Below are 25,296 nucleotides of genomic sequence, written 5' to 3' on the forward strand. Positions count from 1 at the left end.
CATCCTGAAACATTATTGAAAATATTGTTTTTAAGTCATGCGTGTTTTATTTCCCCAAGAGTTCGCGTGCTACGATCTCCTTCATAATTTCATTGGTTCCCCCATAAATTTTTTGCACACGCGCATCGACGAAGAAGCGCGAAATTGGATATTCCTGCATATAGCCGTAGCCCCCAAACAGTTGCAGGAGCTGGTCAATGACTTCACATTGGGTGTCAGTAATAAAACATTTCAATGCGGCCACTTCAGTCACACTTAGAGCATTTCGGCTATATAGGTCTTTACAACGTTCTACAAATGCTTCAGCTGCAAGTGCTTTAATTTGCGCTTGCGCAAGCACAAAACGTGTATTCTGGAATTGCGATAAAGCTTGACCAAAGGCTTTACGTTCAAGTACATACTCTTTGGTAATGTCGATAGCACATTGGATTGCCCCAAGTGCCATGAGTGAAATACTGAGGCGTTCGCGTGGGAGTTCTTGCATCAGATAGCTAAAACCATGACCCTCTTGACCCAAAAGTTGACTTTTAGGTACATGAACTTGGTCGAAAAACAGTTCAGCAGTGTCTTGGGCATGTAGTCCAATTTTTTTCAGGCCACGTCCTTTTTTCACTCCATCTAAATGAGCATCAACGAGTAAAATGGAGATGCCTTTGGCTCGTGCTTGCGGGTCAGTTTTTGCAACCAGTACGATTAAGTCGGCATGATGTCCGTTGGAAATAAAGGTTTTGGAACCGTCTACCACATAATGATCACCATCTAAAATGGCTTGGGTGCGAATCGCTTGTAAATCTGAACCAGCATTGGCTTCCGTCATTGCGATCGCGGTGACCACCTCACCCGAGACCATCTTGGGTAACCAATATTGTTTTTGTTCTTCGCTACCAATATTTTGGATATAAGGGGAGACAAGTTCACTTTGCCCTCCAATACCGACTGCCAAGGCAGTAAAACCAGCTTTGGCTGTTTCCTGGACCAACATTTGTGAATAGTGAATCGGTGCACCAAAGCCCCCGTACTCTTCAGGGACATCAACACATAAAAAACCATTGTCCCCAAGCTTGTGCCATAGTTCACGAGGGATTAAGCCTTGCTCTTCCCAAGTTTCATAAAATGGTGCAACGTGTTCTGCTAAAAAACGTTGATAATTATCACGAAATAGCTCGAAATCACTATCTTTTTGCATAGAATTATCCTTAATTTGGATGCAACTGCCCAAGCAGCGCTATAAAAAGCGCTGCTAAACTCAGGGTAAGGGCTTATTGTTTAAGGGTTGGAATACGAATAATCAGTGGATTATTGACATGTTTCTCATAGAGTTCCTGCACCATGGCAGCACGACGTTTTAAAATGCCACTCTGATTTAAGTTACCTTTATCAGTGGTTTCTCCGGCATCCAGCTGTGGAGCTTCTGTCATTAAATACAGCATTGATACGGTATTTGAACTGCCAGTAGCATCTTTATTGAAGTCCACCAGAAATTGTTTAAACCATTGCTGCACTTTAGGGTGGCTCAACACTTCTTGGGCCGTCGTGTGTTTAAGATCTAAACCTGCATATTCAGCACAAGCTGAAAGTTTCGGGAAAATCAGAAAACCAATCGCATTCAGGTTAGAACCGGTAATGCAGACATCTTGAATAAGCAGATTGCCATTAATCAGGACTTTATTCCGTAAGGTGCCCACATTAACAAAGGTGCCAGTATTGAGTTTAAAGTCTTCGGCAATACGTCCGTCATACATAAGGCCTTGGCTTGGGTCGTTTGGATCAACAAGTTTTACAGCATCGCCGGTACGGTAAAACCCTTCTTCATCGAAAATACCAGCTTGTTGTTCTTGAGGCAGACGCCAATAATGTTTCATGACATTTTTGCCACGAACACAAAATTCAAGTTTATCGCCACATGGTGCCAATTTGACTTCACAGCCCGGCGCTGGATAGCCAATAAAGCCTGCCATGACTTTAGGACCTGTAGTAAATACACAAGATGGCGCGGTTTCTGTCATGCCTAAGCCACTCATAATACGGATGCGTTCACCGCAATGGGCTTGTGCAATCTGATCTAGACGGTTCCAACCTGCTTCAGATAGTGCAGCTCCAGCAAAAAACAATACTTTGACACGGCTAAAGAATTTTTCATGGAGTTCAGCATCCTGTTCAAGTGCTACCGTGATTTCTTCCCAACCTTTCGGTACATTTAAATATACCGTTGGTGCAATTTCTTTCAGGTTACGAATAGTTTCATCCATTTTTCCCGGCACCGGTTTGCCATCATCAATATAAATCGTACCGCCATTATAGAGCGCAATTCCGACATTATGGCTCCCCCCGAAGGTATGATGCCAGGCCAACCAATCGACCAAAATCGGTGGTGTTTCTTCAAATTCAGGGAAAGTTTGCAGCAACATTTGCTGATTGGTGCAGAGCATCAAATGTGTGGTCGGTACTGCCTTTGGCATTTTGGTCGAGCCAGAGGTAAATAAAAATTTGGCAATTTGATGTTCATCAATCGTTTCGTAGTGCGCTTTAATATCTGTAATTTCAGGCTCAAGAAGCGTAGAGAAAGCAATACAAGTTTTTTCACCGAGTTTGCCAGAGTTTGTAATGACTTCAATATCATCAGCATTACGGCAGTGCTCAATGGCAGTAGCAAAATCCTCCCCATCATTGGCAAAAACTAAACCTGGCGTAAGGACATCAAAGATATGTTTGAGTTTGCCAAAATCTTTGGAAATTAAAGAATAAGCAGGGGAAATAGCTGAAAATGGGATCCCTGCAAGCATTGCGCCCATGGATAAGGTGAGGTGTTCGAGATCGTTACCAGACAAAATAACAATGGGACGTTCGGTCGATAAATGTGGATATTGTTTTAAGCTTTGGGCGATACGCCATGCACGATTCGCAGTTTCTGCATATGTCAGTTCAATCCATTGACCTGAACTATCACGTTTAGCGGCGAAGACACGGTTTGGGTGTGTTTCTGCGTACTGTAATAAACGATCAGTCAATTTTTGCGGATAAGGCTTAAGTTGTTCTTTGGGAGAAATGTATAAGACGTCATTCTTATATTCAACATGTGTTTCATGACTGCCTAATTTAACAAATCGTTCAGGATACTTATGTGATTGAACTGTCATGTGTGCCATTGTTATTACTCCATGTATTTTTATCTATTCTTTTTCAACGAAAAGAGTTGACTTCATGTCAACTCTCTTACTTTCGTTAAATTGGGTAGTGGCGTGGGCTGGTTTGTATGGTCACCCAACGTAATTCAGTAAACTCAGCCACAGAAACTTTACTGCCAAATCGTCCATAACCACTTTGTTTGACACCACCAAATGGCATTTGTGCTTCATCATGTACAGTGGCACCATTGATATGGCAGATACCGGATTCAATCCGTTTTGCTACGGCAAGCGCTTGTGCTAAATCTTGGCTAAACACGGCTGCTGACAAACCAAATTCAGAATCATTTGCCAATTCTACGGCGTCATCAACTGTTTTAAAGCGTTGTACTGTGCAGACAGGACCGAACGATTCTTCGGCATAAATCTGCATTTCTTTGGTGACATCAACCACTATTGTAGGTTGCATAATAGCACCTTGGATGTCCAAGCCGAGTGGTAAATTTGCACCTTTTTCACGTGCATCTTCAATTAACTTCCCAATACGTGCAGCTGCTTTTAAGCTTTCCAGTACACCAAGTGGGGCATCACTCTCAAGTGGATTGCCAGCGCGAATAGTTTTGACCTTCGCCACGAGTTTTTCGATAAAGGAATCAGCAATTTTTTCATCAACAAGAACACGTTCTGTCGACATACAGATTTGACCCTGGTTAAAGAATGCACCGAAGGTCACGGCATTGACCGCTTCATCGATGTCAGCTTGATCAAGCACAATCACAGGTGCTTTTCCACCAAGTTCGAGCAGGACAGGTTTTAAATATTTTGCTGCTGTTTCAGCAATAATTCGGCCCACATGGGTTGAACCGGTAAAATTAATACGCTTGGTTAGCGGGTGGCTAATTAAGCGTTCCACAATTTGAGGGGCATCTTGGGCCGCATGAGTGATGACATTGACTACCCCATCTCCAATCCCTGCTTCATGTAACACTTCACCAATCAGACGATGTGTTGCAGGGCATGCTTCAGATGCTTTAAGGACCACAGTGTTACCACAGGCAAGAGGCATTGCTAAAGCACGTGTGGCAAGAATTACAGGGGCGTTCCATGGTGCCATCCCGACGATAACACCACAGGGTACGCGAATGCCCATCGCCATATTGCCCGGTACATCTGATGGAATAATGCTGCCATCAATTTGTGTGGTCATAGCTGCAGCTTCGCGTAGCATATTGGCTGCAAGGTGAACATTAAAACCATACCACGTTGCAGTTGAACCTATTTCATGAATCGCAGTCTGAATAAATTGTTCAGTTTTTTGATCCATCAGGTCGGCCGCTTTAAGCAGTTTTAAACGACGGTCTGTTGGAGAAAGGGCAGACCATGTTTTAAATGCCTTGTGTGCGGATTCGATCGCACGATCAACATCCGATAAAGTTGCAGCAGCACTAATTGAAGCCACTGAGCCATCGATCGGACTGATTCTTTCAAAAGTTTGTCCTGAACTTGCTGCAACGGATTGACCGTGAATAAGTAACTGTACGTTTTGCATGGCAAATGTTTCCTTACATGTCCATCATGACGAATGTGAATTGATACTGCTTAAGCAGGGCGTTTGTAAGCTTGAAGACCTGGCTTAATTGACTTGTCATCAAGGAATTGCTTCAGACCTTGTTCACGACCACCTTCATCATCACGATGATTACATTGATCCAGTTTTGCGTATAAATAATCTTCGTTTTGTTCCCAAGTCAGTTCACGGCAACGTTTGAAACCATTTTTCGCAGTACGCAGTACAACTGGATTTTTCTCAAGTAAGTTGTTGGCAAGTTCAGTTACTTCAGCACGAAGTTGAGCAAGTGGAACACTTTTATTGACTAAGCCCATATTGGCAGCTTCAACACCTGAGAAGGTCTTGCCAGTCATGATGTAGTACATCGCAGTACGGTGGCCAACTGTATCCGCCATTGCTTTGCTTACAAGGTTACCTGGTGGGATGCCCCAGTTAATTTCAGATAAACCAAAAGTAGCTTCGTCTGCAGCAATGGCAAGATCACAGGCAACCAGAGGAGAGAAGCCACCACCAAAACACCAACCGTTTACCATCGCAATTGTTGGTTTTGAATAGAAACGAAGTAAATGCCATTGCCAGCGAGATGCATCACGGCGAATACGTTCTTGGAAGATCTCCGGTTGATTATCAACTTCGCGGAAATATTCTTTCAAATCCATACCCGCTGTCCATGAATCACCAGCGCCAGTCAAAACAAGTACTTTCGCTGCAGGGTCAAGTTCTAAGGTTTCAAGTACATCTATCATTTCTTTATTGAGTGTTGGACTCATTGCATTTTTCTTTTCTGGGCGATTTAAAGTAACCCATGCAATACCTGCATCAACTTGTACATCAACGGTTTCCCAGCGGTTTTGATAAGACATGTGTTGCTCCTTAATGTTCGTTTTATGTCCTGATAGGATTTAATCTAATATCAGTTAAACTTACATTCAAGTCTTATTTTGCATTTTTTGAAAATAATTTATAAGACCATGTAATTTAATAAAATAAATATTTAAATTGTAAAAATATAAAAATACATATTGATTAAATTATAAGTTTAGGTGATATTTTTTGAATTGCTTAGGACGGAAAGCAATACATAGGAAGTGTATGAATTAAAAAATTCTAAAAGGACAATAACGAATGGAAAATAGTGTAAGTAGCAAAGGTAAAGCTACGCTTACACTCGTATTGTGTTTTGCAATTGCAGTGTTTGAGGGTTTTGATCTTCAATCGATGGGCGTTGCAGCACCACGGATGCGAGCGGAGTTTGGCCTGGACAATGCCCAAATGGCATGGGCATTCAGTGCAGCAATTTTGGGAACCTTACCAGGCGCAATCATTGGTGGACGGTTTGCAGACAAAATCGGGCGTAAAGCAGTTTTGTTAACAAGTATTTTAGTTTTTGGTGTTATGTCGGTGTTAACCGCCTATGCAGCAGACTATACCTTGTTACTGATTATTCGTTTCTTGACCGGTCTTGGGATGGGTGGTGCATTGCCAATGATGATTATTATGGCATCGGAAGCTGTGTCGGAGAAACATAAAGGGATTGCTGTCAGTATTATGTACAGTGGTATTCCATTTGGCGGTATGTTGACCTCATTTGTCGCGATGGCACTTGCAGGTGATGCGCAGTGGCGGCATATCTTCTATGTCGGTGGTTTTGCCCCGATTTTATTAATTCCTTTATTAATTAAATTCTTACCTGAATCGAAAGACTATTTGACAGCAGCGCAGCAAAAAACTTCGACACCATTCTTTGAAGTGCTGTTTGCCAAAGAACGTCGTTTCTCTACCATTCAGATCTGGGTCAGTTTCTTCTTTACCCTTGTGGTACTGTATTTCCTACTCAACTGGTTACCTCTGTTAATGGGTGCACAAGGCCTAGGTAAGACAGAAGCAAACTATGTTCAGATTGGCTATAATATTGGCGGTATATTTGGTTCGATTTTAATGGGCGTCTTGCTAGATAAAATTCGAATGAGTACTACGGTCAAACTGATTTACATTGGTATTCTAGTCTCGCTGTGTTGTCTGGCTATTTCACCAACCGTGGCATTACTTGTATTATCTGCTGTCGGATGTGGTCTATTTATTGTCGGTGGTCAGTCTGCATTGTATGGTCTTGCAGCCATGTTCTACCCAACTGAAATGCGTGGAACAGGGGTTGGTGCAGCAGTTGCAGTTGGTCGAATTGGTTCTTTTGCCGGGCCTCTTTTCGCAGGTATGCTGTTATCGCTCGGTTCAAGTTCAGCGATGGTCATTGGTGCAAGTATTCCACTGATTTTAATGGCAATGATCGCAGCGTTACTTTTGGTCCGTAAATCAAAAGTTTCACGGCAGGTCTCTGTATTAAATACGTCAACTCAAACTCAGTAATGTAATGACTTAAGTATGGCCAATTTGGCCATACTTTTTAATGGTTAGAATTTAAGGTTGAATTAAGTATTATGGAACATCAGTTAAATCAACTGCCAACCCTGAGCTATATGATAGCTCGTGTTGATCGTATTATCAGTAAATTACTGAATGAACGCCTAAAGCCTTTAGATATTACTTTGCCTCAGTTCACAGCATTGTCAGTACTCGCGGCAAAAGGAAATCTCTCCAATGCCAAACTGGCGGAGCGTTCTTTTATCAAACCCCAATCAACTAATAAAATTCTACAGGATTTATTAAGTAGCGGCTGGATTAGTAAGGAATCGGACCCCTCTCATGGTCGTCGTATTCTTGTCAATGTTACTCAAGCAGGATTAAATAAATTAAGTGAGTGTCGGGCAGTCGTTCAGGAACTGGAACAAACGATGCTAAAAGGCGTGGATATTAATCTGGCCTTTTTGATCAGGAATAATCTTGAAATCATGGCCACTAATTTACAGCATTTTCAAGAAGAATAATTTTTTACATCATCAGGTCGGATTTGAGTTCGTCTAGCTAATTTTCAATGTCTATTCTTGAGGAAGCAACAACTTAATAAGCTGAATAGGATCTTCATGACTTCTGTTGAATTATTTTCATGCACCCGGTAGCATCAGCACACATATTATAAATGAGTAAGTCCATGTCATCAGGTCAGCAAGTACTGATTGAACTTAGAAAAATGATTATTTCAGGTGAAATTCCGGGCGGTGCTCGCATGGCTGAAATTCCAACAGCAGAAATGCTTGGAGTTTCACGTCAACCGGTGCGTATGGCATTTAAACTGCTTGAGCAAGAAGGATTATTATTAAAAAATCCAACCCGCGGCTATACAGTTAGAGAAATTTCTCCCAAGTTGATTCAGGATGCACTTGAGGTGCGAGGAGTGCTTGAAGGCCTGGCAGCAAAAAAACTGGCAGAAAAAGGGCTAAGCACGCAGCAAAAAGATCAGCTAATGCAGTGCATTACTCAAATAGAGCCAATATTTAAAAAAACTGAACTAAGTAATGAGGATATTGAAATCTATCATTATTACAATACCATTTTTCATAATACGATTATTCAAGGCTCAGATAATATCGCTATTGTGCAGGCTCTAAGTAAGAATAATCAGCTACCCATGGCTTCTGCCCAAGCCTTAACTTATGATAAAAATAATCCGCTCTCAGAAATTCGCCGTCTGCATCATGCCCATATTCAACACTGTGCCATTTTCAATGCTTTAAAAAATCGTGATTCGGCACGAGCAGAGAGTCTGATGCGTGAACATAGCCATGTAGTCACTCTGGGCGATATGATGCGTTCTATTTTTAATTCACATGTGCATTCCTAAATTTAAGCCTTTTCTTTAAATAAAAAAATCCCTTCTGATGGGGCAGAAGGGCGGAAAGTGGAGAAAGATTAAACTGCTATTTTTAATGAGATAGCATTTTTTTATTTTTTAAAGATCAATAATTAGCATTTTAGATTTTGCACGCGAGCAGCATGGAGTAAATTGATCCTGAGCTGCTTGTTCTTCTTCAGTTAAGTACATATCCCGGTGGTCAATTTCACCTTCGACAACTGTCACTAAACAGGTACCACAAATACCCTGTTCGCAAGAAACAGGAATACTTACCCCAGCAGCTTCAAGTGCTTGTACAGCTGTTTGGTCTTGTGCAACATGGATCAGTTGGCCGGTATTTTGAACTTTAATAGTGAAACTACCATCTTCACTGGTATCAATTGTTGGTGCACTAAAGTGTTCTTTATGAATATGCGTCTCAGGCCAGGATTGCTGTTGGGCAGTCTGGATCACGAAATCCATAAAACCTTGTGGACCACATACATAAACATGATGTGCTAAGTCAGACTGAGCAAGCGCACTTAGTAAGTTGCAATGTGTGGCGGCTTCATCATCAATGTGCAGATGAACTGAATCACCGAGAAGATTGAGATCCTCATGAAAAGCCACTGCCGAACGGGTTTTAACAAAGTAAAACAGTTTGAAAGATTTTTTCAGTCGTTTTAACTCTTTGGCCATTGCCAGAATTGGTGTAATCCCAATCCCGCCTGCACATAGGACTGCATGTTCAAGCTCTGTATTCAGCTCAAACAGGTTACGGGGTTCACTAATCTGAATGCGTTGCCCCACCTGTAACTGTTCATGCATAAAGCGTGAGCCACCACGTGAGTTTGGATCATTCAGTACACCAATTACATAGCGGTGCTGTTCACTGCTGCAATTCGCCAAGGAATATTGGCGTATTAAGCCTTCGCCCATATATACATCAATATGGGCACCTGCTTTAAAAGGAGGTAGAGGCTCCCCATTACAACTCATGAGCTCAAATGAATTTATTTGAGAATTGTGTTGATGGATCTGATGAATGGTCACTTCCATGTGAGTGCCGCTCCTAAAATTTAAAAAATCAAAATACTGTTCTAAAACTTTAACTATTTAACCAAGCGTGACTGACGGAATCTGCTCTTTGCCTGCAATCTCGTTAACCTGTTCTTGGCTAATCAGACGATCAATCACTTTGCGTGCTTGCACTCCGCCTGCATCAATATTCAGCATCAGCAACTTGCGGTCAGGATAGCGGAGCAGGTTTTGTTGTTGCTGTTCCAGCATGTCCAGATCTTCAGAGAAAATCTTGCCTTGTCCTTCACGGATCTGATCTGTCAGTTCCGCATTCTCTGGCTGGAAGTGACGGGCCATACCCCAGAAATACCAGTGAGAGGTTTCTGTTTCAGGCGTAATAAAGTCCACCACAATAGAAGATACTTTATGCTCGGCAGCTGCCTGATAGCCACCTTTACCTGCATGTGCTACGCCAACTTCAATATGAACATTACTTGGCGCAAAGAAATGACAGATCTGCCAGCGGTCTACCGGAACATCATCAGCCAGATTGTTGCCTCTTAATGCCATTTGCCAGAATGGAGGTGCATAGATATTTTCCATATGGCGTTCTGTAATGACATGATCCCCATCTATACGAGTAGTAGGTGCTGCTTCATCAATTTCTTTTTGTCCAATACTGGCTGAGTGAACATAAGTTTCATGAGTAAGATCCATTAGATTGTCAATCATCAGACGATAATCGCAATTGATGTGGAACAATCCACCACCATATGCCCATTCAGGATTATCTGCCCATTCAAGTTCAGGTAACTGATCTTCACTTGCAAGTGATTGGTCACCTGGCCATACCCAGATAAAACCGAATTTCTCTACAACACTGAAACTCTTATTACATGGAAAACCACGAACACGCTGTCCAGGCATAGCAACTGTCTTGCCATCACAGCCCATAACTAAGCCGTGATAACCACAAACTAGATTGCCATCCTCTACAAAGCCTAAAGAGAGTGGAGCACCGCGATGTGGGCAGAAGTCTTCTACTGCATAGACCTTATTTTCTTTACCACGATAAAACACCATCTTTTCACCACAGATCTGACGACCTAATGGCTTTTCGATAACTTCTTCAGGACGCGCTGCCACATACCAAGCATTTTTAATGAACATATTCTGATCTCCTTATCAATTGGATCCAATTTATGACTATTGATGCGAATAGTCAATATAAAATGTACAATAAAAGTATAAATTGGATCCATTTATAATATTGAGGGGTAAAATCTGCTTTTATGATTTACTGATGCGTAACTAGTTTCTTTAAGAAATACGACTTGTGAAAAATTGTTTTAACCTCTTTATTGTTGCTATCTTGAGCAGATTACGGATTCTGCCTAGTGTGAAGCATGGGAGAGTGAGTGCTATTAAAGACGTTCCTGTAAAGGGAAATAGTATAATTGCACAATTTGTAGTAAGAACTATTTACTATTACCCAGTATTATTATGAAGGTTTACAAGTGATTGTGATCTTGTATAGATGCTCCGATTGCCTAAAAACTCATGCAGGGAGGCAATCAATAAGTAAGATATAAAATAGATAATATTTATACGGTATTTTTTACGGTATATGCTGTTAAGAATTAATTTTTTATATTTATTAATCAAAAAGATAAAACTTTATTCTTGTGCGCGCTGAGCGCACCATTCTATTGTTTGATCACATCTTATTTAATCCTGATATTATTAAAAATTAATAACTTATATCTGTCTATTGTCCGGTAATGTCCGAAGGCGTTTTAGGATACTGCAAGTTTTTACGGTATTTTTTACGGTACATCCTGTTTCTTGAAAAAAATATACCGTAAAAAGATGCCTAAATTATTTATTAGTTTTACACAATCAAAAAATAAACAGCATTAGTAAAAAAAGATGAATATCTAAAACTTCAATACTTCTTTTTTATCATTCTCTTAAGTAGCTTTACACCGTATATTGTATCTACCTAACATATTGCTATTAAAATGTATTAAGGGAAATGAGTGGAATTAAAACAGCTAAAATACTTTATCACAATTGTAGAGTCTGGAAGCCTGGGCAAAGCTGCACAAAAACTAGATGTTGGGACATCTGCTTTAAGTCAGCAAATTGCTAAACTGGAAGATGAACTATGCACCCGCCTGTTAAGCCGTACTTCTACCGGAGTTACACCTACTCCAGCAGGGTTAGCTTTTTTTAAGCAAGCGCAATTATCATTACGTCATGTACAGTATGCAATCGAGGCCGCGCATTCTTCTCGTCTAACAGGTCATGTAAGCGTGGGCTTTTCACCAAGTATTGCATCTGTACTGGGCATACCATTTATGCAACTCATGTCCGAACGCTATCCAGATATCAAGATTCATTTAGTGGAAAGCTTATCTGGAAACCTCACCAATCTTGTCAATTCAAGACAACTTGATATTGCTATTATTTTTACACAGGACGTAGATGCCAATTGGTCTGTTCAGCCTTTATTAAAAGAACAAATGTTTTTAATGGCTAACAGAGCCTTATTACAAGAATATGATTTAGAAAATTGTATTCAAAACGGCCAAATTGATTTGGAAAGAGTAAACCGTTTACCACTCGTTTTACCTAGCCAAAGACACGGTTTACGTAAGTTCTTAGACCAGAAAGTAGAGTTATTAGATGTTGATTATGAGGTCGATGGACTGCATTTACTGATGAACTGTGTCAGTCACTTAAATATGGCCACGATTCAGCCTGTGAGTGCTCACTTCGATTATCTTAAATCTGATATTTGCTTGTTGAAAGTAGTCGAACCAGAACTTGCCAGAATCAACTATTTAATTAGTATTTCAGAAGAAGAACTTTCTCCAGCAAGTCTTGCCACCAAAGTTGCAATAAAAATTTGTGTTAAGGGATTAATAAATAAAGGTTTATGGTCAGGTGCAGAACTATTAGACTTTTAGCCTATTTAATTTTATTAAACACCTATTTAAATTCAGCCTATCACTGAAATCCCTATTTTTAGTCTTAAATTGCATCAAATTCGAAAGGGAAGACATCGAATGCATGATGTAATTGTGATTGGCGGTGGGAATGCCGCATTATGTGCAGCACTCACTGCACGAGAAGCGGGTGCTTCAGTATTGCTTTTGGAGGCAGCTCCCAAAGAATGGCGAGGTGGAAACTCACAGCACACACGTAATTTACGTTGTATGCATGATGCACCTCAGGACGTGCTGATTGATGCCTATCCTGAAGAAGAATACTGGCAGGATTTATTAAAAGTTACTGCTGGTAAAACTAATGAGCATCTGGCTCGTCTCGTTATTCGTTCAACTGCAACCTGTCGTGACTGGATGCGTAAGCATGGTGTAAATTTTCAGCCACCTTTATCAGGGGCTTTGCACGTGGCACGCACCAATGCTTTCTTTATGGGGGGCGGAAAAGCCCTGGTTAATGCCTATTTCAGAAGTGCTCAAGATCTAGGGGTAGAGATTCGCTATAACACTAAAATTACTCAAGTGATTATTGAAGAAGGTGTATTTAAATCTGTCGTGGCAGAAGATGGTACGCGTTTTGAAGGTGCATCTTGTGTTTTGGCTGCAGGTGGTTTTGAGTCAAATCGCGAATGGTTGAAAGAAGCATGGGGTCAGAACGAAAATGGTGAATGGCCCGCGGACAACTTTATTATCCGTGGTACACGCTTCAACCAAGGTAACTTGCTGAAATTCATGATTGACCAAGGAGCCGATATTATCGGTGATCCTTCACAGTCGCACTGTGTTGCTGTGGACGCACGTGCACCGCTTTATGATGGCGGCATTTGTACACGAATTGACTGCGTATCTTTAGGCATTGTAGTTAACAAAAATGCCGAACGTTTCTATGATGAAGGTGAGGACTTCTGGCCTAAACGCTATGCAATTTGGGGGCGCTTAGTTGCTAAACAACCGAATCAAATTGCTTACTCGATTATTGACTCTAAATCTGTGGATCGTTTCATGCCACCTGTGTTCGAAGGGACTAAAGCAAATACGATTGAGGAGCTTGCAGAAAAACTCAATCTAGATGTGGCGACACTCTCTAAAACTGTGGCGGACTATAACCTGGCCTGTGTCAAAGGCGAATTCAATCATACCGTGCTTGATAACTGTCATACCGAAAATCTGACACCAGCTAAAACTCACTGGGCTGTGCCTTTGGATCAGCCACCATTTTATGCTTATGCATTACGTCCGGGGATTACTTTCACATACCTGGGATTGAAAGTTGAAGACGATGCGGCGGTACGCTTTAACAATAAACCAAGTCCCAACTTGTATGTAGCGGGTGAAATGATGGCAGGGAATGTGTTGGGCCAAGGATATACCGCAGGTGTAGGCATGTCGATTGGCACAACCTTTGGACGTATTGCCGGTAAAAATGCGGCAAAAGCTGCATTCAAGCAGGGAGTTTAAAATATGAATGCAAATGTAAAGACTCTAATTCCTGTAGTGCAGCTAACCGATAATGAACAACAAGTAAAACAGGCTTTGCAGATTTGTAATGCCTGCCGTTATTGTGAAACGTTCTGTGCTGTATTCCCAGCCATGACGAAACGTCTTGAGTTCACTCAGGCAGATATTCACTACATGGCTAACCTGTGCCATAACTGTGGTGCCTGTCTGCATGCCTGTCAGTATGCACCGCCACATGAATTTGGTGTGAATATTCCACAAGCGATGGCGCAAGTCCGTCTGGAAACCTATCAGGAATTTGCAGTACCTGCTTCTTTTGGCTCAATTTATAAGAAAACCGGTATTCCATTGGTTTCTGCAATGTCTGTGCTTTTCTTCTTGCTCATGTTGGGTGGTGTTTGGCTAAATGGTACTGATTTATTCGGTCGCTACCAAGGTAATTTCTATGCGATTTTTCCGCATAACTTCTTGGCAGTGTTGTTCGGCTCAGTATTTATTGTGGCATTCATTCTACTCGGTTTAGGGATTGCGAAATTCTGGAGACAGACTTCAAAAATTATTCCAGAAGGTGTGGCACAACCAGATATTCTACAAGCCTCTAAAAATGTACTAACGCTAAAATATCTGGATGGTGGACATGGTAAAGGCTGTAATGAAGAAGATGATCGTTATACCCAGATCCGTCGTATTTTCCATCACTTCACTATGTATGGCTTCTTACTTTGCTTCGCTGCGACCAGTGTTGCGACACTTTATCACTACTTCTTAGGTTTACAGGCACCGTATGGTTACACCAGCTTGCCTGTCATTCTGGGAACACTAGGTGGCTTAGGTTTGGTGATTGGTCCAATTGGCCTTCTATATCTGAATATCAAACGTCATCCTTTGCATGGTGATGCAAAACAGAAACCAATGGATCGCGGCTTTATCTTCTTACTGCTGCTGATCAGTATTACTGGCCTGGCTTTATTGGCTTTCCGTGATACTTCAGCGATGGCTTTATTACTGATTATCCACTTGGCTACCGTAATGACCTTCTTCCTGACTATTCCTTTCGGCAAGTTTGCCCATGGATTCTACCGCAGTGCGGCCTTATTAAAATTTGCAGTCGAAGAGCGTGTTGCAAAACATCGTGCAAAAGCTAAGTAAAGATTTAAACACCCAAACCAGAACAGGACCATGGAGGTCGATGATGGCTATAGGTAAGAGATTTAAAAACCTAAATGGACAACAAGTAAGTTATAAGGAAGTAACAATCATGAAAAATCTAAAATTAATTGCAGTCGCATGCGCCAGTTTAGCAGCCGTAGGATGCGGCACTGGCAATGCCTCTAAAGATCCTGGTCAGCCAAAGCGCCCTGAATGTATTGCTCCAGCCAAACCAGGGGGTGGTTTTGACATGACCTGTAAGCTTATTCAGTCTGGTTTCAAAAAGACTGAAACCCTGCAAGATCCGATGCGTGTGACCTATATGCCAGGTGGGGTAGGTGCAGTAGCGTATAACAAGATTGTAGGTAATGATCCGGCAAATAATAACGCTGTGATTGCATTCTCTACTGGTTCACTTTTGAATCTGGCACAAGGTAAATTTGGTAATTTTACTGAGAAAGATGTCAAATGGTTGTCTGGTGTAGCTGTTGATTATGGACTGGTTGCTGTACATAAGGATTCACCTTATAAAAACCTGAATGATCTAATGAAAGCGCTGAAGGCAAACCCTAAAGGCATCAGCTTTGGTGGTGCAGGCAGTGTAGGAGGACAAGACTGGATGCAAACTGCCATGCTGGCAAAAAAAGCCGGTGTGAATCCTGCAAATATGAGCTTTGTAGCGCTTGAAGGTGGAGGTGAAGTTCTTACTTCGCTGCTCGGTCAACATATCCAGGTAGGTGTGGGTAATGTCAGTGAGGTAGGCGCTCACCTTGAAGCAGGTAATATTCGTATCTTGGCTGTTTTCGCTGAGAAACGCTTAGAAGGTAAATTCTCTCAGCTGCCAACTGCAATAGAGCAGGGCTACGATCTGGAATGGCCTGTAATTCGTGGCTTTTATATGGGGCCAAAAGTCAGTGATGAGGCTTATAACTGGTGGAAAAATGCTTTCGATAAAATGATGGCTGACCAGAAGTTTGATGCAGTACGTGAAAATCAGGATCTACTTCCATTCGAGCTGACCGGTGAAGAACTGACTGCTTATGTTTATAAGCAGACTGCGGAAATGCGTCAGTTATCTGAAGAATATAAATTATCAAAATAACCAACAGACTGAGTTGAAAAGCTATTTTCAACTCAGTTTTTGTTTTGAGGGTAGATGATGAAATCTGAACGGATTCTCACGGGTATTATTGCAGTTTGCGGATTCTTTTTACTAATTTACGCATGCAATTTTGAAGCTCCAATTTCATATGATCCAGTAGGGCCAAAAGCCTTTCCAATTTTACTGATGGGCTTAATTACAGCAAGCGCAGTCTACTTGACCATACGTCCAGCCATTATGTTTGAACCAGTTGAGTTGGGCTGGACTAAGAGTTTGCTAGGCAAACTCGTGCTGTGCGCAATAACCTTGACCGTGTATGCGGTTATTTTTGAGTGGTTCGGCTTTATCGTTGCGACTTTACTCATGACTATTGCAGTGGGCAAACTTTTTAATGGCAAAACGCTTCCAGTGGCGATCACAGGTCTGGTACTCAGTACGTGTACTTATTATCTGTTCGACCGTGTACTGGACGTGCCTTTACCACTCGGATTCTTCGGTTAAGGATGACGACGATATGGATATATTAAATTTTTTGATGATGGGATTTGAAGTTGCCTTACAGCCGCAAAATCTCCTCATTGCTTTTATTGGTGCATTTATTGGAACGATTGTCGGTCTATTACCGGGGTTAGGATCGATTAATGGTGTCGCCATCCTGTTACCATTTGCGTATGCCCTTGGTTTGCCTGTAGACAGTGCTTTGATTCTCTTGGCAGCAGTTTACTTAGGTTGTGAATACGGTGGCCGTATTTCTGCAATTTTGCTGAATGTACCAGGTGATGCCGGTGCCATTATGACCACGTTGGATGGTTATCCGCTAGCACAGCAAGGTAAAGCAGGCATTGCACTATCGCTGTCATCAGTCAGTTCATTTATTGGTAGTACCATTGCTTTTATCGGCATCGTGCTGTTTGCTCCAATCTTGGCTAAATGGGCAGTGGCTTTCGGTCCAGCGGAATATTTCGCCCTCATGGTCTTTGCCATTGTGTGTTTAACTGGTTTAGTCAGTACGCAGCCATTTAAAACCCTGATCATGGCGCTGATGGGCTTAGCTCTATCGACCGTTGGGATGGATGCCATTACTGGTGTATATCGCTTTACCTTTGACAGTGTGGGCCTAAGTGATGGTATTGCATTTACGACTGTAGTCATTGGTCTGTTCAGTATCAGTGAAATTCTGTTGCTGCTGGAGCGTACCACTATTGGTAAGGTTGTATTAGAGCAAGGTAAACGCTCATTGTTTAACCTCAAAGAATTCTTTAGCGCATTGGCTACCATCATTCGTGGCTCTCTGATTGGATTCTTCTCTGGAATTCTCCCTGGCGCAGGTGCGAGTGTTGCCAGTGCGATGGCTTATACCACCGAACGTAAGATGGCAGGTGAAAAAGGTAAATTTGGTAAAGGTGACTTACGCGGTCTTGCAGCACCGGAAAGTGCTAACAACGCAGCAGCGTGTGGTTCGTTTGTTCCAATGTTAACGCTGGGTGTGCCGGGTTCAGGTACGACTGCGGTGATGATGGGTGCATTGACCATGTACAATATTACACCAGGTCCACAATTGTTTGCTGAACAGCCAACTTTGGTTTGGGCGCTAATTGCATCTTTGATGGTCGGTAACATTATTTTACTGGTACTCAACCTTCCTCTGGTTGGTTTCTTTGCCCGTATGTTAAGTATTCCAAGCTATATCCTGATTCCAATTATTGCGACAGTAAGCTTCGTTGGTGTATATGCGATTCACAGTACCATTTTCGACTTATTGTTATGCATGGGCTTAGGGATTATTGGTTACATCTTGCGTAAATTTGATTTCCCACTTGCACCACTGATTCTCGGTTTCGTATTAGGCGAGTTAATGGAGTCAAATTTGCGTCGTGCGTTATCTATTTCTCAAGGTGAACTCAGTATCTTGTGGAGCAGTAATATCAGTATGGGACTTTGGGTCATGTCAGCATTGTTACTGATCCTACCTATCGTACGTAAATATCTGTTCATCAAAAAACATCAAGCTTAACTTGACAACAATAATGATCGGCCTGTGCTGATCATTATTGATTAGGACTATGAAAATAATAATGTTAAATGCCAAAGGATTGGCCATTGCCCTGATCGGGGCAGTTCTCGCGAAATATCTGCATATTCCGTTACCATGGCTGCTCGGGCCATTGCTGGCTGCATTATTCATGGGAAGTATTGGAAAGCCATTGTCCTGCCACCCTCACTGGCGCAAAGGAGGGCAGATTATTATTGGCATGGCACTTGGACTATATTTTACCCCAGCTTTGGTGCAAGCAATTTCTGCGTATTGGGGTTTTATTCTGCTCGGTATTCTATGGTCGCTGGTACTTGGTACCATGCTGGCAGGGTTGCAATATCGGATCAATGCACTGGACTGGGCCACCGCATGGTTTTCTTCTGCGATTGGTAGTGCCAGTGAAATGGTCAATATTGCCGAGCAATACAATGCTCAGATCGATAAAGTAGTGGCCGCACACAGCCTACGAATTGTGATTTTGGTAGTGCTTATACCAATTTTTATGGGACTGTATTTTCAGGTTGAATGGTCTGATCTGATCGTGCTGGATACTGAACGTTATGAGTTAATTCAGGTTCTGCCGCTTTTTGTCTTGGCTTTATTTGCCGGCATAATCTTTCAATATTTCCATCTACTTAATGCCTGGATTTTAGGTCCACTGACGATCATTGGTCTTTTTTCATTTTTCAGCATTTTACAATTGCGCTTTCCGGAATGGTTTATTGCCTTGGGGCAACTCTGTATTGGCTGGTCATTAGGCAGCAAATTTCCATTCAGTTTCTTAAAAAATAACAAAAAATTTATCGGGCTGACTGTCCTATTCAACTTGTTGGCATTGGTATTGTCCATTATTTTTGCCTTGTTATTAATTCATTTAAGCCATGCCGATGCCCAGATTCTGATTTTGGGACTATCTCCTGGTGGGATTGCTGAAATGTCCTTAATGGCAAAAGCCTTGGGACTCGCTGTGCCGATCGTAGTGGCTTTTCAGCTTTCACGCCTGATTTTTGTGATTTTAACCACACGCTTTTTTTATCAATGCAGTCTGCAACTGCTTTTTAAATCTACGAATAAATCTTAGGAGATGGATCACGGATGAATAGTGACGTGTATATACGGGTTTCTTATAAAGATTGGCTTTATCAGTTACAGCATGATGGCTTACTTTTAAAATATATTCCTCATCAGGATATTCAGTTGTGTACAGTAGCGGTTAAAAATAATCCTAGAGCGCTTCAGTATGCACAAATACAAACTGATGAAATGTGCTTACTTGCTGTTTCAAACTGTGGCGATACACTCAGATATGTCAAAAATAAAACCAATGAAATTTGCCTTAAAACTTTAGAAAATGAAGGGTTAGCGATTCGCTATATTGATAGTCCAACAGCTCAGATGTGTATGACTGCAGTAAGGCAAAATGGTTTTGCACTAAAGTTCATTCGACAACAAAATGAACTCCTCTGTAAAACAGCTGTCTTTAACAATCCCTATGCAATTAAGTATGTACAAGACAAAACCCAAGAAATATGTCTATTAGCGGTGCGAGCTGATGGAAATACATTGCAATATATTCCTCGGACCACTGATTTAATTTATGAAGAAGCTGTTAAATCAAAGCCAGAAGCAATTCAATATATTCATGATCAAAGCGAGCATATTTTAAGACTTGCGCTTAAGAAAAAACCTTACGTTATTCAATATGTCACAGAATGCCATGAAACTGTCTGGTTAGATGTGATCCAAAAAGATTCATCATTTATCAAATTTTTAAAGAATACCAATGAAAAATTAATCATTCATGCCATTCGGCAAAATCCAACCTCTATTAAATACCTTGACGAACAACCTGAAAATTTATGCAGATTGGCCATTTCTCTGGATTATGAAGCGATTGCAGGAGTGAAACATCAAACCGAAAGCGTATGTCTGTATGCACTTTCCAAGTCTAAGCATGCGATTAATTTTATTAAGCAAAAATATAAAAGTGAAATTGTGAAAAACAAGTATCTAGAACTATATGGAGGATAAAACAAAAAACTGATTTTTAATGTGTTGGATGAAATTGGATTCACTTTTAAAGGATTAATATGAAATTTTATAATTTAGCTTTTATATTTATTGGTAGTACGGTTATTTCCACAGCATATGCTGATCAAACAGCGCTTACAGAAATTGAGAAATTGAAGTCAGAGGTTGCTGAGCTCAGACAAATATTACAGGCCCAACAAATCTCAGGGACAAGCAGAGATTTTCAGCAGGAACAAAAAACACCAGCAGTAAATAAGTGGTTATCAAAATCTGGTGCAGAAATTAAGCTCTATGGCTTTGTTCGTGCTGATGCTGCCTATCAAATCGAAGGCGCAAAAGGCATGTTTAATAGCATCAATAGCGTAGCGCTAGAAGGAGATGTCAATAAGAAATCTACTGAAGATCGTTTAGATTCGACATTAACAACCACCCGCATTGGTTTGGATTTTAAGTCGCCATTTCAGAATGCTGATGTCGGCGTTAAAGTTGAAATCGATTTCCGTGGCGGTACAGATAAGGATACGGTCAGATTACGTCATGTCTACATGACTTATAACAACTGGTTAATCGGTCAAACCACGTCGACCTTCTTGTCGACCGAAACCTCACCAGAAATGCTCGATTTCAATACTCCACTCGGTGGAGGAACGACACGTACTCCAATGGTGCGGTATACAGATCAACTAAATGCCAATACACAGTATTTTGTTGGATTAGAAAAAGGTAATGACGAAAACAGGTTACCTGCAGCTACGGCAAAATTGAGTCATAAATTTTCGGAAGGCGCCGGTTTAGTCACTGCACGAGGACTTTTACAAGAAGTACGAGTACGTGATCTGGATGATGAGACAGAGCTAGGTTGGGGGATTGGTCTAGGGGTAAATTATAAGCCAGATAATCAACTTATTTTGAATGCTAATTACTCGCATATCTCCGGAGATAATAAATTTTTATTAGCAACTTCTGATAACAAACGTTATGTACAGCGTGGCAATGATATAGACCTCATTGATTTTGATGCTTTTACATTGGGTGCAACCTATAAATTTACTCCTCAAATCAGAAGTACTTTGGGCTATGGCTCTGTAATTTATGATGATAACAACGCCAACGGTAATAATCATTTACAGCAAGGCTGGTTAAATGTCATGTATAACCCGATTAAACCCGTTATGTTGGGCATGGAATATGTCTATGGTGAACGCGAGACTGTTGAAGGTAGAACAGGAAATGATAAACGTATAGAAATCATGGCGAAATATGATTTTTAAAATAGCGGGGCTAAAAGGGTAGAGAGATTTCTCTATCCCTTTTAATGGAGTTTGCTAGCTTATTTAAGCTTAGAACTATTTTATTTCACACTTAATATCTATAGGAAACATCCTATAGAGTTCTTTCATAAATTATTTTTTAATCATTAAAATGAAATTCCTTTCTCCTTGTAGGAGATGAGCAGCACTGCTGCGCAAAGGAGAGGTTATATCTAAGAAATCCTTTATCCTCTTGCGAAGTAATACTTCTCATCCTAAAGGGAGAAGGAACTTTCAATATTCATTTAAATATGAATATAACGATCATTTTTTGATTTATGAAATAGATCTTATATAGAAGATGTTTTTTTAATAAACAGAGTAGTCATTAATGAAGTTCTGACTCAGAATAAATTAAAATTCAAAATATAAAAAAAGGAAGTCATCTATAAGACACTTCCTCATAAAAAAATAAATTTTATCGCTATCTTTGATTAAAAATAGATCAGGATTCAAATGCATCTTTTTTTAATGCAAGTAAAGGATTACATGATTCTCTCTTTAAACTTAAATAGCTCATTACTTTGAGCATAGAAAGACCGACCGTCCATATTTAAGTCAACTTCAAGACCTGACTGTAAAAGAACTTTCTTGCCAACTTCGACCCATTTAAAGCCTTGGCGGGTATTTTGCTGTTTATTTAATGGGATAAGAGAAACCAGGATTTCAGTGCCATTGGCTGCTTTAGCAATTAAATTATTAAATTGATTCATTGTGTTACCTATTATTTTAATGTTTCTTCTATTTTTGAAAATAGAATAAAACTAGGGATTTCAAAAAATGAGAGGGAGCCTGATGTGCAGGCTCCCTCTAATGAATGTTGTCGATTAAAGAGCGACAATATTCACAGCATTAGGACCTTTTTGACCTTCAACAATGCTGAAAGAAACCTGTTGGCCTTCAAATAAAGTTTTGAAACCTGAACTGCTAATTTCTCGGAAATGAGCAAAAACGTCTGGACCTGATTCTTGTTGAATAAAGCCAAAACCTTTAGTTTCGTTGAACCATTTTACTGTGCCAGTAACTGTATTAGACATAAAATAACCTTTTGATTTTTAGTATTTTTCGAATTAAATAAACGAAAATATGCTGAGAATAGGAAAGAATTGAAATGATGATCTGAAAAAACGAATGCTTATAAAATAATTAAAAACGACGATACTTAAAGAAAATAGAATAACAACACTTTGTATTTGATAGTCATCATACATGATATATCAAAATATTCAATAAAAAATTAAATTATTATACAAATAATTTATAAGAGACTGTTCATGCACAGATTATTAATCGTCTTAAGTCCTACTTGAAACTATTTTAAGTCGCTATTTAGCATTTGCTGAATACAGACTTCTCCTTAAACATTAATTGATCTATACACGGTGTCACAAAGCGCTACAACTTCCACGTATGCCCCATAGTATTTTAGAAAGGCGCCTAATAAGCGATATAACTCCTTTGAATGTGAGTGAACAATCGCCGTCATTTAAATAATAGAAGATAAAAAACAAAAGCTTAAAGCCAAATTTGTTTTTTATCAAAAGGGTAATAATAAGGAAGTCACATGAAAGAGACCAAGAGTGAGCTAGCAGGTACTGATCGTCCGGATTTGAAAAATCATAATGAGAAGAATGCCCAGCTTGATGCATACCGTCGTGATGCAACTGGGCAGGCTCTGACCACCAACCAGGGGGTGAAAATTTCTGATAACCAGAATAGCCTGAAAGCTGGTACCCGTGGTGGAACTTTGCTGGAAGACTTTATCTTTCAGGAAAAAATGACGCATTTTGACCATGAGCGTATTCCTGAACGTATTGTGCATGCCCGTGGTGTGGCAGCACATGGTGTATTTAAGGCTTATCCTGGCAATGAGCGCTTTACCAAAGCTGGATTCCTGACCGATACTGAGCGCGAGACTCCTATGTTTGTGCGCTTTTCTACCGTACAGGGTCCACGAGGTTCAGCGGATACAGTACGTGATATTCGCGGTTTTGCGATGAAGTTCTATACTCAGGAAGGGGTATATGACCTGGTGGGAAATAATGCACCAGTATTCTTTATCCAGGATGGAATCAAGTTCCCGGATTTCGTGCATGCGATGAAGCCTGAACCACATACCGAGATTCCTACTGCACAGACTGCGCATGATACATTCTGGGATTTCGTTTCTCTCGTGCCTGAAACTGCCCATGCGGTGATGTGGGCAATGTCTGACCGTGCTATTCCACGTAACTTCCGTTCAATTCAAGGCTTCGGTGTCAATACTTTCCGTATGATCAATGCGGATGGTGAAGCAGTTTTTGTTAAATTCCACTGGACACCAAAACAAGGTCTGACCCAGCTGACTTGGGATGAGGCACAAAAACTGGCAGGTCGTGACCCAGATTTTCACCGTCGTGATTTGTATGATGCAATTGAGTCAGGCAATTATCCGGAATGGGAACTAGGTGTACAGATCGTACCTGAAGCAGATGAGCACAAGTTTGATTTTGACCTGCTGGATGCGACTAAACTCATTCCTGAAGAGCTTGTACCGGTTACACCAATTGGTAGCTTTGTACTTAACCGTAATGTGGAAAACTTCTTTGCAGAAACCGAGCAGGTGGCCTTCTGTCCGGCACATATTGTACCGGGGATTGATTTCTCGAATGACCCATTACTACAGGCACGTGTGTTCTCCTATACCGATACACAGTTGATTCGTCTAGGTGGACCAAACTTCCACCAGATTCCAATCAACCAGCCAGTTTGCCCATTCCATAATAATCAGCGTGATGGTTATCATCAGCGTGCGATCCATCGTGGACAGGCCTCTTATGAACCAAATTCTATCGATAATAACTGGCCAACGGAAACCACACCGGCAGCGTCGAATGGTGGTTTCGAAAGTTATGCCGAGCGTATTGACGGACGTAAGATTCGTGAGCGTAGCCCATCATTTAGTGACCACTTTACCCAGGCACGATTGTATTACCGCAGTCTGACGCCATATGAACAACGTCATGTGGTGAATGCGTATGTTTTTGAGCTGAGCAAGGTGCAACGTTTGTATATCCGTGAACGTGAAGTGCTAGAAATTCTGTGCAATATCGATCTGGATCTGGCTCAGCAGGTGGCAACCAAACTGGGGATTGTAATTCCGCCAGAAAAACTGAATGTGGAATTGCCGGAAGTAACGCCATCTAAACACATTTCTCTGGAAGCCTTCCCGGCACCCGATATTAAGGGCAAGAAAATTGCTGTTCTAGTGCATGACAAGGTTAATCAGGCGAATGTGGATGCGGTATTGGCTTGGGCCAAGGAGGAAAGTGCCATTGCTGAGGTACTCGCTCCGACACCTGCACCTGTATTGAGCAGCAATGGTGCAGAAGTAATGGCAGATGGTATGCAACGAGGTGAGCCATCAGTACTTTATGATGCCGTTGTTATGGTCGATGGTGATAATTATGACCAGGTGTTGAAAGACGGCACGGCAAAACACTACATCATTGAAGCTTACGTACACTTAAAGCCAATTGTACTCTTGGGTGAAAAAGCTGATCTGATCAATACTTTAGGTTTGGTCGCTGATGAAGGCACGCTTTCACATCAAGATTTCAAATCCGTCGCTATGGAATTAAAGCAACTAATTATGAAACATCGTGTTTGGGCGCGTGAACCAGTATCAGAAATGATTCCAGGTTAAAACAGCCAAGTCAAAAAAACTCCCTCAATTGAGGGAGTTTTTTTAAGTGGTATAATTTAAATCAATCAGCTCGTAT

At 41.0% G+C, this 25,296-nt stretch carries 21 protein-coding genes; 13 read left to right on the forward strand and 8 right to left on the reverse strand.

The genetic code is table 11. From position 1 onward, the window contains the following. Positions 1–46 precede the first annotated feature (46 nt). From B3D47_RS09150 to B3D47_RS09165, 4 genes are all read right to left on the reverse strand, one after another. On the reverse strand, positions 47–1,186 hold the full coding sequence (locus B3D47_RS09150; protein ID WP_163171095.1) for an acyl-CoA dehydrogenase family protein: 1,140 nt from the start codon (positions 1,184–1,186) through the stop codon (positions 47–49). 73 nt (positions 1,187–1,259) lie between these two features. Next, on the reverse strand, positions 1,260–3,146 hold the full coding sequence (locus B3D47_RS09155; RefSeq protein ID WP_286861533.1) for a feruloyl-CoA synthase: 1,887 nt from the start codon (positions 3,144–3,146) through the stop codon (positions 1,260–1,262). Between the two features lie 76 nt (positions 3,147–3,222). Next, a complete protein-coding gene (locus B3D47_RS09160; RefSeq protein ID WP_163171097.1) occupies positions 3,223–4,674 on the reverse strand; it encodes an aldehyde dehydrogenase in 1,452 nt (483 codons plus the stop codon). A gap of 50 nt (positions 4,675–4,724) precedes the next feature. Next, positions 4,725–5,558 carry a p-hydroxycinnamoyl CoA hydratase/lyase gene (locus B3D47_RS09165; protein ID WP_004892382.1) on the reverse strand — a complete coding sequence of 278 codons (834 nt, stop codon included), beginning with the start codon at positions 5,556–5,558 and terminating at the stop codon, positions 4,725–4,727. Between the two features lie 262 nt (positions 5,559–5,820). Here B3D47_RS09165 and mhpT point away from each other — a divergent pair, with 262 nt between their 5' ends. The 3 genes from mhpT (at position 5,821) to B3D47_RS09180 (ending at position 8,431) form a co-directional block, all read left to right on the forward strand. After that, on the forward strand, positions 5,821–7,059 hold the full coding sequence (gene mhpT / locus B3D47_RS09170; RefSeq protein WP_075168019.1) for a 3-(3-hydroxy-phenyl)propionate transporter MhpT: 1,239 nt from the start codon (positions 5,821–5,823) through the stop codon (positions 7,057–7,059). A gap of 71 nt (positions 7,060–7,130) precedes the next feature. Then, positions 7,131–7,577 (forward strand): MarR family winged helix-turn-helix transcriptional regulator, encoded by a 447-nt coding sequence (locus tag B3D47_RS09175; RefSeq protein WP_075168018.1) that lies wholly within the window; start codon positions 7,131–7,133, stop codon positions 7,575–7,577. A 164-nt stretch (positions 7,578–7,741) separates the two neighbouring features. Next, on the forward strand, positions 7,742–8,431 hold the full coding sequence (locus B3D47_RS09180; protein ID WP_114541913.1) for a GntR family transcriptional regulator: 690 nt from the start codon (positions 7,742–7,744) through the stop codon (positions 8,429–8,431). A gap of 108 nt (positions 8,432–8,539) precedes the next feature. Here the strand turns inward: B3D47_RS09180 and B3D47_RS09185 are convergent, their stop codons facing one another. Together B3D47_RS09185 and B3D47_RS09190 are read right to left on the reverse strand one after the other, a co-directional pair. Then, on the reverse strand, positions 8,540–9,481 hold the full coding sequence (locus B3D47_RS09185; RefSeq protein WP_163171099.1) for a PDR/VanB family oxidoreductase: 942 nt from the start codon (positions 9,479–9,481) through the stop codon (positions 8,540–8,542). 57 nt (positions 9,482–9,538) lie between these two features. Then, positions 9,539–10,612: an aromatic ring-hydroxylating oxygenase subunit alpha gene (locus B3D47_RS09190; RefSeq protein WP_075168017.1), complete on the reverse strand. Its 1,074-nt coding sequence runs from the start codon at positions 10,610–10,612 to the stop codon at positions 9,539–9,541. Between the two features lie 869 nt (positions 10,613–11,481). Between B3D47_RS09190 and B3D47_RS09195 the strand changes: the two genes are divergently transcribed. From B3D47_RS09195 to B3D47_RS09235, 9 genes are all read left to right on the forward strand, one after another. Beyond that, complete coding sequence (locus B3D47_RS09195) at positions 11,482–12,414, forward strand: LysR family transcriptional regulator (protein WP_163171100.1); 933 nt, start codon at positions 11,482–11,484, stop codon at positions 12,412–12,414. 99 nt (positions 12,415–12,513) lie between these two features. Then, the gene (gene tcuA / locus B3D47_RS09200) at positions 12,514–13,908 is read left to right on the forward strand and encodes an FAD-dependent tricarballylate dehydrogenase TcuA (protein WP_286861540.1); all 1,395 of its coding nucleotides are present in this window, start codon (positions 12,514–12,516) and stop codon (positions 13,906–13,908) included. A 3-nt stretch (positions 13,909–13,911) separates the two neighbouring features. After that, positions 13,912–15,057: a tricarballylate utilization 4Fe-4S protein TcuB gene (tcuB, locus tag B3D47_RS09205; RefSeq protein ID WP_286861542.1), complete on the forward strand. Its 1,146-nt coding sequence runs from the start codon at positions 13,912–13,914 to the stop codon at positions 15,055–15,057. Positions 15,058–15,100: 43 nt separating this feature from the next. Next, entirely contained in the window at positions 15,101–16,159 is a 1,059-nt protein-coding gene (locus B3D47_RS09210; RefSeq protein ID WP_286861543.1) for a Bug family tripartite tricarboxylate transporter substrate binding protein, read from the forward strand. 54 nt (positions 16,160–16,213) lie between these two features. Next, the gene (locus B3D47_RS09215; RefSeq protein WP_180185565.1) at positions 16,214–16,660 is read left to right on the forward strand and encodes a tripartite tricarboxylate transporter TctB family protein; all 447 of its coding nucleotides are present in this window, start codon (positions 16,214–16,216) and stop codon (positions 16,658–16,660) included. Between the two features lie 13 nt (positions 16,661–16,673). Then, positions 16,674–18,173: a tripartite tricarboxylate transporter permease gene (locus B3D47_RS09220; protein ID WP_286861546.1), complete on the forward strand. Its 1,500-nt coding sequence runs from the start codon at positions 16,674–16,676 to the stop codon at positions 18,171–18,173. A gap of 49 nt (positions 18,174–18,222) precedes the next feature. Continuing rightward, complete coding sequence (locus tag B3D47_RS09225) at positions 18,223–19,275, forward strand: AbrB family transcriptional regulator (RefSeq protein ID WP_286861548.1); 1,053 nt, start codon at positions 18,223–18,225, stop codon at positions 19,273–19,275. A gap of 14 nt (positions 19,276–19,289) precedes the next feature. Beyond that, a complete protein-coding gene (locus B3D47_RS09230) occupies positions 19,290–20,225 on the forward strand; it encodes a DUF4116 domain-containing protein (RefSeq protein WP_286861551.1) in 936 nt (311 codons plus the stop codon). A 59-nt stretch (positions 20,226–20,284) separates the two neighbouring features. Then, the gene (locus tag B3D47_RS09235) at positions 20,285–21,496 is read left to right on the forward strand and encodes a DcaP family trimeric outer membrane transporter (RefSeq protein WP_286861554.1); all 1,212 of its coding nucleotides are present in this window, start codon (positions 20,285–20,287) and stop codon (positions 21,494–21,496) included. A gap of 524 nt (positions 21,497–22,020) precedes the next feature. Here the strand turns inward: B3D47_RS09235 and B3D47_RS09240 are convergent. Continuing rightward, positions 22,021–22,248 carry a hypothetical protein gene (locus B3D47_RS09240; protein ID WP_004815297.1) on the reverse strand — a complete coding sequence of 76 codons (228 nt, stop codon included), beginning with the start codon at positions 22,246–22,248 and terminating at the stop codon, positions 22,021–22,023. 114 nt (positions 22,249–22,362) lie between these two features. Further along, the gene (locus B3D47_RS09245) at positions 22,363–22,572 is read right to left on the reverse strand and encodes a cold-shock protein (RefSeq protein WP_004815299.1); all 210 of its coding nucleotides are present in this window, start codon (positions 22,570–22,572) and stop codon (positions 22,363–22,365) included. Between the two features lie 527 nt (positions 22,573–23,099). On the opposite strand from B3D47_RS09245, the gene katE reads away from it, so the two are divergent. Continuing rightward, the gene (gene katE, locus B3D47_RS09250; RefSeq protein WP_286861557.1) at positions 23,100–25,220 is read left to right on the forward strand and encodes a catalase HPII; all 2,121 of its coding nucleotides are present in this window, start codon (positions 23,100–23,102) and stop codon (positions 25,218–25,220) included. Positions 25,221–25,296 lie beyond the last annotated feature (76 nt).

Origin of the sequence: Acinetobacter sp. UBA3461, from assembly GCF_002381195.1 — a bacterium.
GTDB classification, from domain to species: domain Bacteria; phylum Pseudomonadota; class Gammaproteobacteria; order Pseudomonadales; family Moraxellaceae; genus Acinetobacter; species Acinetobacter schindleri.

What these genes read in the sequence shown, in the direction of transcription:
- B3D47_RS09190 (WP_075168017.1), bottom strand. Translation starts at nt 10,612, where the DNA reads ATGTTCATTAAAAATGCTTGGTATGTGGCAGCGCGTCCTGAAGAAGTT.
- B3D47_RS09245 (WP_004815299.1), bottom strand. Translation starts at nt 22,572, where the DNA reads ATGTCTAATACAGTTACTGGCACAGTAAAATGGTTCAACGAAACTAAA.
- B3D47_RS09160 (WP_163171097.1), bottom strand. Translation starts at nt 4,674, where the DNA reads ATGCAAAACGTACAGTTACTTATTCACGGTCAATCCGTTGCAGCAAGT.
- B3D47_RS09185 (WP_163171099.1), bottom strand. Translation starts at nt 9,481, where the DNA reads ATGGAAGTGACCATTCATCAGATCCATCAACACAATTCTCAAATAAAT.
- B3D47_RS09210 (WP_286861543.1), top strand. Translation starts at nt 15,101, where the DNA reads ATGGCTATAGGTAAGAGATTTAAAAACCTAAATGGACAACAAGTAAGT.
- mhpT (WP_075168019.1), top strand. Translation starts at nt 5,821, where the DNA reads ATGGAAAATAGTGTAAGTAGCAAAGGTAAAGCTACGCTTACACTCGTA.
- B3D47_RS09225 (WP_286861548.1), top strand. Translation starts at nt 18,223, where the DNA reads ATGAAAATAATAATGTTAAATGCCAAAGGATTGGCCATTGCCCTGATC.
- tcuB (WP_286861542.1), top strand. Translation starts at nt 13,912, where the DNA reads ATGAATGCAAATGTAAAGACTCTAATTCCTGTAGTGCAGCTAACCGAT.
- katE (WP_286861557.1), top strand. Translation starts at nt 23,100, where the DNA reads ATGAAAGAGACCAAGAGTGAGCTAGCAGGTACTGATCGTCCGGATTTG.
- B3D47_RS09240 (WP_004815297.1), bottom strand. Translation starts at nt 22,248, where the DNA reads ATGAATCAATTTAATAATTTAATTGCTAAAGCAGCCAATGGCACTGAA.
- B3D47_RS09220 (WP_286861546.1), top strand. Translation starts at nt 16,674, where the DNA reads ATGGATATATTAAATTTTTTGATGATGGGATTTGAAGTTGCCTTACAG.
- B3D47_RS09175 (WP_075168018.1), top strand. Translation starts at nt 7,131, where the DNA reads ATGGAACATCAGTTAAATCAACTGCCAACCCTGAGCTATATGATAGCT.
- B3D47_RS09230 (WP_286861551.1), top strand. Translation starts at nt 19,290, where the DNA reads ATGAATAGTGACGTGTATATACGGGTTTCTTATAAAGATTGGCTTTAT.
- B3D47_RS09215 (WP_180185565.1), top strand. Translation starts at nt 16,214, where the DNA reads ATGATGAAATCTGAACGGATTCTCACGGGTATTATTGCAGTTTGCGGA.
- B3D47_RS09155 (WP_286861533.1), bottom strand. Translation starts at nt 3,146, where the DNA reads ATGGCACACATGACAGTTCAATCACATAAGTATCCTGAACGATTTGTT.
- tcuA (WP_286861540.1), top strand. Translation starts at nt 12,514, where the DNA reads ATGCATGATGTAATTGTGATTGGCGGTGGGAATGCCGCATTATGTGCA.
- B3D47_RS09165 (WP_004892382.1), bottom strand. Translation starts at nt 5,558, where the DNA reads ATGTCTTATCAAAACCGCTGGGAAACCGTTGATGTACAAGTTGATGCA.
- B3D47_RS09150 (WP_163171095.1), bottom strand. Translation starts at nt 1,186, where the DNA reads ATGCAAAAAGATAGTGATTTCGAGCTATTTCGTGATAATTATCAACGT.
- B3D47_RS09235 (WP_286861554.1), top strand. Translation starts at nt 20,285, where the DNA reads ATGAAATTTTATAATTTAGCTTTTATATTTATTGGTAGTACGGTTATT.
- B3D47_RS09180 (WP_114541913.1), top strand. Translation starts at nt 7,742, where the DNA reads ATGTCATCAGGTCAGCAAGTACTGATTGAACTTAGAAAAATGATTATT.